This is a genomic window from Cupriavidus sp. R6-3 (assembly GCF_059772245.1).
The window spans coordinates 1-6,824 of record NZ_JCBAJO010000242.1 but is presented as its reverse complement, the minus strand read 5'-3'; the positions used below and the strand labels follow the sequence as shown (position 1 = coordinate 6,824).

Annotated in this window: 5 protein-coding genes; 3 read left to right on the top strand and 2 right to left on the bottom strand. The window is 70.8% G+C overall.

Going from position 1 to position 6,824, the window contains the following annotated elements:
• The first annotated feature begins 323 nt into the window (after window positions 1-323).
• Window positions 324-1,655 (top strand): GGDEF domain-containing protein, encoded by a 1,332-nt coding sequence (locus tag AC6EI8_RS22755; protein ID WP_226105241.1) that lies wholly within the window; start codon window positions 324-326, stop codon window positions 1,653-1,655.
• Window positions 1,656-1,752: 97 nt separating this feature from the next.
• On the opposite strand, the gene AC6EI8_RS22750 is transcribed toward AC6EI8_RS22755, so the two are convergent.
• Both AC6EI8_RS22750 and AC6EI8_RS22745 read right to left on the bottom strand, forming a co-directional pair.
• Window positions 1,753-2,622, bottom strand: a complete 870-nt coding sequence (locus tag AC6EI8_RS22750; RefSeq protein ID WP_226105243.1) for a citryl-CoA lyase — start codon at window positions 2,620-2,622, stop codon at window positions 1,753-1,755.
• Window positions 2,619-3,869 carry a CaiB/BaiF CoA transferase family protein gene (locus tag AC6EI8_RS22745; RefSeq protein WP_226105245.1) on the bottom strand — a complete coding sequence of 417 codons (1,251 nt, stop codon included), beginning with the start codon at window positions 3,867-3,869 and terminating at the stop codon, window positions 2,619-2,621. Before AC6EI8_RS22745 ends, AC6EI8_RS22750 begins: the two co-directional genes overlap by 4 nt.
• 295 nt (window positions 3,870-4,164) lie before the next feature.
• Between AC6EI8_RS22745 and shc the strand changes: the two genes are divergently transcribed.
• A complete protein-coding gene (gene shc / locus AC6EI8_RS22740) occupies window positions 4,165-6,276 on the top strand; it encodes a squalene--hopene cyclase (RefSeq protein ID WP_370639490.1) in 2,112 nt (703 codons plus the stop codon).
• The coding region (locus tag AC6EI8_RS22735) for a phosphorylase family protein (protein WP_498382942.1) at window positions 6,273-6,824 on the top strand (552 nt) is incomplete at its 3' end. The genes shc and AC6EI8_RS22735, both read left to right, overlap by 4 nt.

Here is a 6,824-nt window from a genome sequence, read left to right as displayed (position 1 = left end):
CGGCGTGTCGGCCCCGGTGTTCGGCCCCGGCGGCGAACTGCGCGGCGCGCTGACGCTGACCTGCCCGGCCTCGCGCTATCGGCCCGATTTCCGCACCGACGTGCTGCGCGCCGCGCGCGCGCTGACCGAAACGCTGGGCGGCAGCTTCCCCTTCGACGACTGAGCGTGCGTCGGCCGGCTGGCGGCACGCCGAGGCTGCCGCCAGCCCATGCCCGACTCAAGGGGGATGCCCGGTGCCGGTGCGACGGCTATCATCAAAGGTTTTTGGGACGAGCGGCCGTGCCGCCGGGGCATATGCAACGCGGCATTTTCCGAGGGATACCGTGCAGCTAGACCAGCACAGCATTGTGATCGTCATGATGGTGGTGTTTTCCAGCACGCTGCTGATCTCGACGGGCCTTGTGTTCGCGCTGATCCGCACCGATGCCGGCCGCCTATGGGCCGGCGGCCATCTGGTGCTGTCCGCCGGCGGCCTGGCGCTGACGATCAACGCCGCCACGGTGCATCTGGTCGAAGTGGGCGCGGTGGCGGTGATGGTCTATCTGGCCGGCAAGCTGACGATCTATTGCGGCGTGCGCGTGCATCAGGGTTTGCCCGGATTCACCCGCATGCAGGGCGCCGCCGTGGTGGTCACCGTCGCCGCCGCCCTCGATGCGCTGACCGGACCCCATCCGGTACTGCAGCTGCATCGCGTCGCCTATGTCGCGCTGGCGCTGCTGTCGCTGACGACGATCCTCGTGCTGCTGCGCTCGCGCGTGCGCCATAGCGAGATCGGGCTGCCGCTGGTGCTGCTGGCGAGCGCGGTGCAGCTGTGCGCGCAGCTCTATGGCGCGTCCGCGGCCTGGCAGGCCGACAATGCGATTTCCGCGTCGCCGTTCAATGCGGCCAATCTGACCCACGACGCCACCTACAACGCCGTGGTGGTGCTCGCCCCGCTGGTGGCGACGCTGCTCGGGCTGTTCGGCTTCACCGTGATGGCGCTGGAGCAGGTGATCGCCAACAAGGAACGCGGCGCCCGCATCGACGGGCTGACCGGCCTGCTGAACCGCGCCGCGCTCGACAATGCCGCCAGCCGGCTGATCGTGTCCGCGCTGCGCAACCGGCAGGCGGTCGCCTGCCTGGTCATCGACGTCGATCATTTCAAGCAGGTCAACGACCGCAGCGGCCATCGCGCCGGCGATGCCGTGCTGCAGGCGATCGCCGAGGCGCTGGACAACTCGCGCCGCGCCTCCGATGTGGCCGGCCGCTACGGCGGCGAGGAATTCTGCGTGCTGTGTCCCCATACCGACGAGCATCAGGCCACCGCGCTGGCCCGGCGGATCCTGCGCAAGGTACGCGCGATCCCGCTGCCCGGGCCCGCGGGCAAGTTCGCCAGCGTCAGCATCGGCGTGGCGCAGCTGCGCGACGACGGTTCCGATTCGGTGGGGCTGTGGCAGCAATTGTTCGGCAACGCCGACCGGGCGCTGTACGAAGCGAAGCGGCGCGGGCGGGATCGCTACGTGCTAGCGTCCACGCTGGAGCGGGAGGAGGCGATCGCCGCGGCGGCGGAAATGGAGCGGGCGTCCGCATCGGACTCCGCGATGGCGTCGGTCATGGACGCCGATGCGCAGTCCGATCCCGCGCTGGCGGCCGATCTTCCTGGCGACACGCGCTGACCCGCCAGCGGCGACCCCTCCCAACGCACTAGTCCTTTCTGTCCGGCCGCCCACCCGACCGCTCACCCGACCTCTCGCCTGACAGCTCACCCGACCGTCAGCCCTGCGACTGCCGGGGCGACACCGCCTCCGGCACATCCCGCGGCGGGTGCCCGTCATAGGTCCAGATGAACTCTCGCGGCATCGGTCCCTTGTTGCGGCCGCCTTGCTCCGTCTGCTCCCACGCGTGCGCCAGGATGCCGACCGAGCGCGACAGGCAGAACAGCCCGCGCGCCAGCGGCGGCGGGAAACCGAGCTCGGCGTAGATCACCGCGGTGGCGCCGTCGATATTCATCGGCACCGGCCGCGATCGGCCCGCACCGAGCTCCACCTCCACCGCGCGCGCGATCGCGGCGAACCGCCCGCCGACCACGCCGTCGGCGGCGGCCTGGTCGACCAGTTCGAGCAGCCGCGGCGCGCGCGGATCGACCGGATGGAAGCGATGGCCGAACCCCGAGACGTACTTGCCGTGCAGCTCGCGCCAGGCCTGTAGGCCCGCGCGCACCGCTTCCGGCAGCGCGAGTCCCGCGTCGGCGCGCGCCGCGATATCCAGGTAGAGCGCGACCGCCTGCTCGCCGGCGCCGCCGTGCACGTCGCCGAGCAGATTGACGGCCGACGCCATCGCATTGTTCAGGCCCACGCCGCAGGTCGCCGCCATGCGCGCCACCGCGATGCTGGGCGCCTGCGGCCCATGGTCGACCGCGGACATCAGCGCGGCGTCGAGCAGGGCGGCCTGGCCCGGCGGCGGCAGTTCGCCGCGCAGCATCAGCCAGATCATCTGGGCGAACGAGACACGCCCGATCAGCTGCTCGATCGGATAGCCGCGATAGCGGATCACGCCGGGCTGCATGTCGATGATGGCGCTGCGCCACCAGTCTTCGGCGCGGCGCTGGCCGGCGTCCGGGTTGGAGGGATCGAATGCGGTCATAGGGCCTTCTCCGCCTGCATGGTGTCGATCTGCTCGGCGGTATAGCCGAGTTCGAGGAGGATGTCGCGCGTGTGCTGGCCCAGTTCGGGCGGCGGCGCATCGACCGCCGGCGCGGCGCCGTCGAGCTTGAAGCCGGTGCGCAGCAGACGCAGGTCGCGTCCCACGCCCGGCGCGTCGGCAAACTCGGCGACGATGCCGCGAGTGGCGACCTGCGGGTGGGCCAGCGTCTGCGGAACCGTATAGACCGGACCGGCCGGCACGCCCGCCTGGTTCAGCAGCGGCCACCAATGCGCGGTGGGCTGGCGCGTCAGCTGCGCCTCGAGCTCGCCCTGCAGCGCGGCGCGGTGCTGCAGCCGGGCCTGCCGCTCGGCAAAGCGCGGGTCGGTGGCCAGCTCGGGCCGGCCGATCACGCGGCAGACCGCCTCGAACTGTTCCTGCTTGTTGGCGGCGATATTGATCAGCCCGTCGCCGGTGCGGAAGGTGCCCGAGGGGCTCGCGGTCATGTTGTCGTTGCCCATCGGCGCCGGTTCGCGCCCGGCCACCAGGTAGTTCGACACGACCCAGCCCATCGTCGCCAGCGTCGATTCGAGCATCGACACGTCGATCAGATAGCCCTCGGTGCGGTCGCGATCCGCCAGCGCCGCGGCCACCGCCAGCGCCGCGGTCAGCCCTCCGACGGTGTCCGAGACCGGATAGCCGACGCGATACGGCGCGGTCTCGGCATCGCCGGTGATGCTCATCACGCCGGCCATGCCCTGGATGATCTGGTCGTAGGCCGGCAGGTCGGCCAGCGGGCCGTCCTGGCCGAAGCCGGAAATCGCGCAATAGATCAGCCGAGGATTGTCCTGCTTCAGCGTGTCGTAGCCGAGCCCGAGCCTCGCCATCACGCCCGGGCGGAAGTTCTCGACCAGCACGTCGGACTCGCTGACCAGCCGGCGCAGCGCCTGCTTGCCGAGCGGATGCTTCAGGTTCAGCGTGATCGAGCGCTTGCCGGGGTTCTGCGCGAGGAAGGACACGCCCATCAGCCTGCGGTTCAGCTCGGCGTCGGCGCCCAGCTGGCGCGCCAGGTCGCCGGTGCCGGGCGTCTCCACCTTGATCACGTCCGCGCCCAAGTGCGCGAGTTGATGGCAGCAGAAGGGGCCGGCCAGCACATTGGTCAGGTCGAGCACGCGGATGCCGCGCAGCGGCTTGCGGCGGTCTTTCGGCGCGGCCCCGGGTGGGCTGCCGTTGGGGGAGTCGGGATTCATGGCGATCTCGCCGAAGTTCTTTTACATTCCGTACAACAGAACATCGGTCTTTTGAAAGGAACAATGCGCGCCAGCATAGAAGCCGGGAACGGGGGCTGTCAAGGCAAGTTGGCATGTCCGGCCCGCGTTCGGCCTTGTTGCTATAATCGCCCGACCCCCCAACACCGATCGCGGGTTCGCACGCGCCGGTCGTGGTCCCGCCCCGCCGGCTGCCTCGCGATGTCATTGCGTGACGAGGAGTGATGTGGCTGAAATCCAGATCGCCTTGACCGGTTCGCCGCCCGCAGTGGACCCCGTGGACACCCAGGATCGGCCGGACACCGTCGTCTCCCTCGCGCCATCCCTCCCTTCGTTCACCGCCCCCACTGACCTCGCCGGCTCACGGCTCGATGCCGCGATCGCGCACGCCGTCGACGCGCTGATCGCGCGGCAGCGGCCCGACGGCCATTGGGTGTTCGAGCTCGAGGCCGATACCACGATCCCGTCCGAATACGTGCTGCTGGTCCACTATCTGGGCGAGGCGGCCGATCCCGCGCGGGAGGGGCGCATCGCGCGCTATCTGCTGCGCCGGCAGAACGATGACGGCGGCTGGCCACTGTTTCATGGCGGCGCGTCCGATATCAGCGCCAGCGTCAAGGCGTATTTCGCGCTGAAGATGATCGGCGAGCCGGTCGATGCGCCGGCGATGCGGCGCGCGCGCGAGCGGATCCTGGCGCTGGGCGGTGCCGAAGCGAGCAATGTGTTCACGCGCACGCTGCTGGCGCTGTACGGCGTGATGCCATGGCGCGCGGTGCCGCTGATGCCGGTCGAGATCATGCTGCTGCCGCTGTGGTTTCCCTTTCATCTGTCGAAGATCTCGTACTGGGCACGCACGGTGATCGTGCCGCTGCTGGTGCTGAACACGCTGCGTCCGTGCGCGCGCAATCCGCGCCGCGTCGGCATCGACGAACTGTTTCGCCGGCCCAGCCAGGCCGCGCGGATGCCGGGCAGGGCGCCGCACCAGAGCCGCTTCTGGTATGCGGTGTTCCGCGGCGTCGATGTCGCGCTGCGCGTGCTCGAACCCCTGTCGCCGCGCGCGCTGCGCCAGCGCGCGATGCAGCAGGCCGAGCGCTTCGTGCGCGAGCGCCTGAACGGCGACGACGGCCTCGGCGCCATCTTTCCCGCGATGGTCAACGCGGTGATGATGTTCGATGCGCTCGGCGTGCCGCGCGACGAGCCCGCGGTCGCGCAGGCCCGCGCGGCGCTGGACCGTCTGCTGGTCGAGCATGGCGGCGAGGGCGATGAGACGTACTGCCAGCCCTGCTTCTCGCCGGTGTGGGACACCTCGCTGACCTGCCATGCGATGCTCGAAGCCGGCGGTGAACGCGCGCTGGCGGCGGCGCGGCGCGCGCTCGACTGGCTGCTGCCCTTGCAGGTGCTCGACGTGCGCGGCGACTGGACGGTGCGCCGGCCGCATCTGCGCCCTGGCGGCTGGGCCTTCCAGTATGCCAATCCCCACTATCCCGATGTCGACGACACGGCCGTGGTCGCGATGGCGCTCGATCGCGCCGCGCGTGGCGATGCGCGCTGGGGCGGCCGCGTCGCGCCCGCGCTGGCTCGCGCCCGCGAATGGATCGAAGGCATGCAGAGCAGCGACGGCGGTTGGGGCGCGTTCGAACCGGAAAACACGCACAGCCATCTGAACAGCATCCCGTTCGCCGATCATGGCGCGCTGCTCGATCCGCCCACCGCCGACGTGTCGGCGCGCTGCCTGTCGATGCTGGCGCAGCTGGGCGAATTGCCGGCGAACAGCCGCGCCGCCGCGCAGGCGCTGCGCTATCTGCTCGATGAGCAGGAGGCAAACGGCAGCTGGTATGGGCGCTGGGGCACCAACTACCTGTATGGCACGTGGAGCGCGCTGTGCGCGCTGCAGGCGGCCGGGCTCGGGCCCGATGCCGCGCCGGTGCGCCGCGCCGCGCAGTGGCTGCTGTCGGTACAGAACGAGGACGGCGGCTGGGGCGAGGACGGCAGCAGCTACCGGCTCGATTACCGCGGCCACGAGAGCGCGCCGAGCACGCCGTCGCAGACCGCCTGGGCGCTGCTGGGCCTGATGGCGGCCGGCTGCCGCGAGCAGCCGGCGGTCGCGCGCGGCATCGACTATCTGCTGCGCGAGCAGCGCGCCGACGGGCTGTGGGACGAGCAGCATTTCACCGCGGTCGGCTTTCCGCGCGTGTTCTATCTGCGCTATCACGGCTATGCGCGGTATTTCCCGCTGTGGGCGCTGGCGCGCTACCGCAATCTCGGCAATCCCGGCAACCTTGCCAATCCCGGCGACCCGGGTGATCCCGGCAATCGTGGAGGCCTCGGCAGTTCGGCCGATGCCGCCGTTCCCAACGATGCCGCGGGCCGCATGCCATGGGGCATGTGACAGATGCCGCGAACTGCGCCGATGCCGATGCGCCGCGCTGGCTCGTCGTCACCGGCATGGCCTTCGAGGCGCGGCTGCTGAACTGGCCAGACGCCACCACGTTGAGCGGCCTGCGCGGCGATGCCCTCGACCATGCGCTCACCGCCGCGCTGAGCCCCACGGTTACGGCCGCGCTGACCGCCGCGCCGACCCCCACGGTTACGGCCGCGCTAACGGCCCCTTTGCGCGACGGCAAGGAACCGGCGCACCGCTACGCCGGGGTGATCAGCTTCGGCGTCGCTGGCGGGCTCGATCCCGCGCTGCCGCCAGGCAGCGTGATCGTGGCCGATGCCGTGGCGGCTGACGGCTCGCGCTTCGACACCGACGCCCGCTGGGCCAGCGCGATTCGCCTGGCCTTACCCGAGGCGGTCGACGGCACGATCGTGGGAGTGGACTCGCCAGCCGCAACGATTGCCGACAAGCGGTCGCTGCATGCGGCGACCGGCGCGGTGGCCGTCGACATGGAGTCGCACCGCATTGCCGCGGCGGCGCGCGCGGCGGGGCTGCCG

Bases quoted from the DNA above. Each gene is read 5' to 3' on its own strand.
- AC6EI8_RS22750 (WP_226105243.1), bottom strand. From the start codon at position 2,622: ATGACCGCATTCGATCCCTCCAACCCGGACGCCGGCCAGCGCCGCGCC.
- AC6EI8_RS22745 (WP_226105245.1), bottom strand. From the start codon at position 3,869: ATGAATCCCGACTCCCCCAACGGCAGCCCACCCGGGGCCGCGCCGAAA.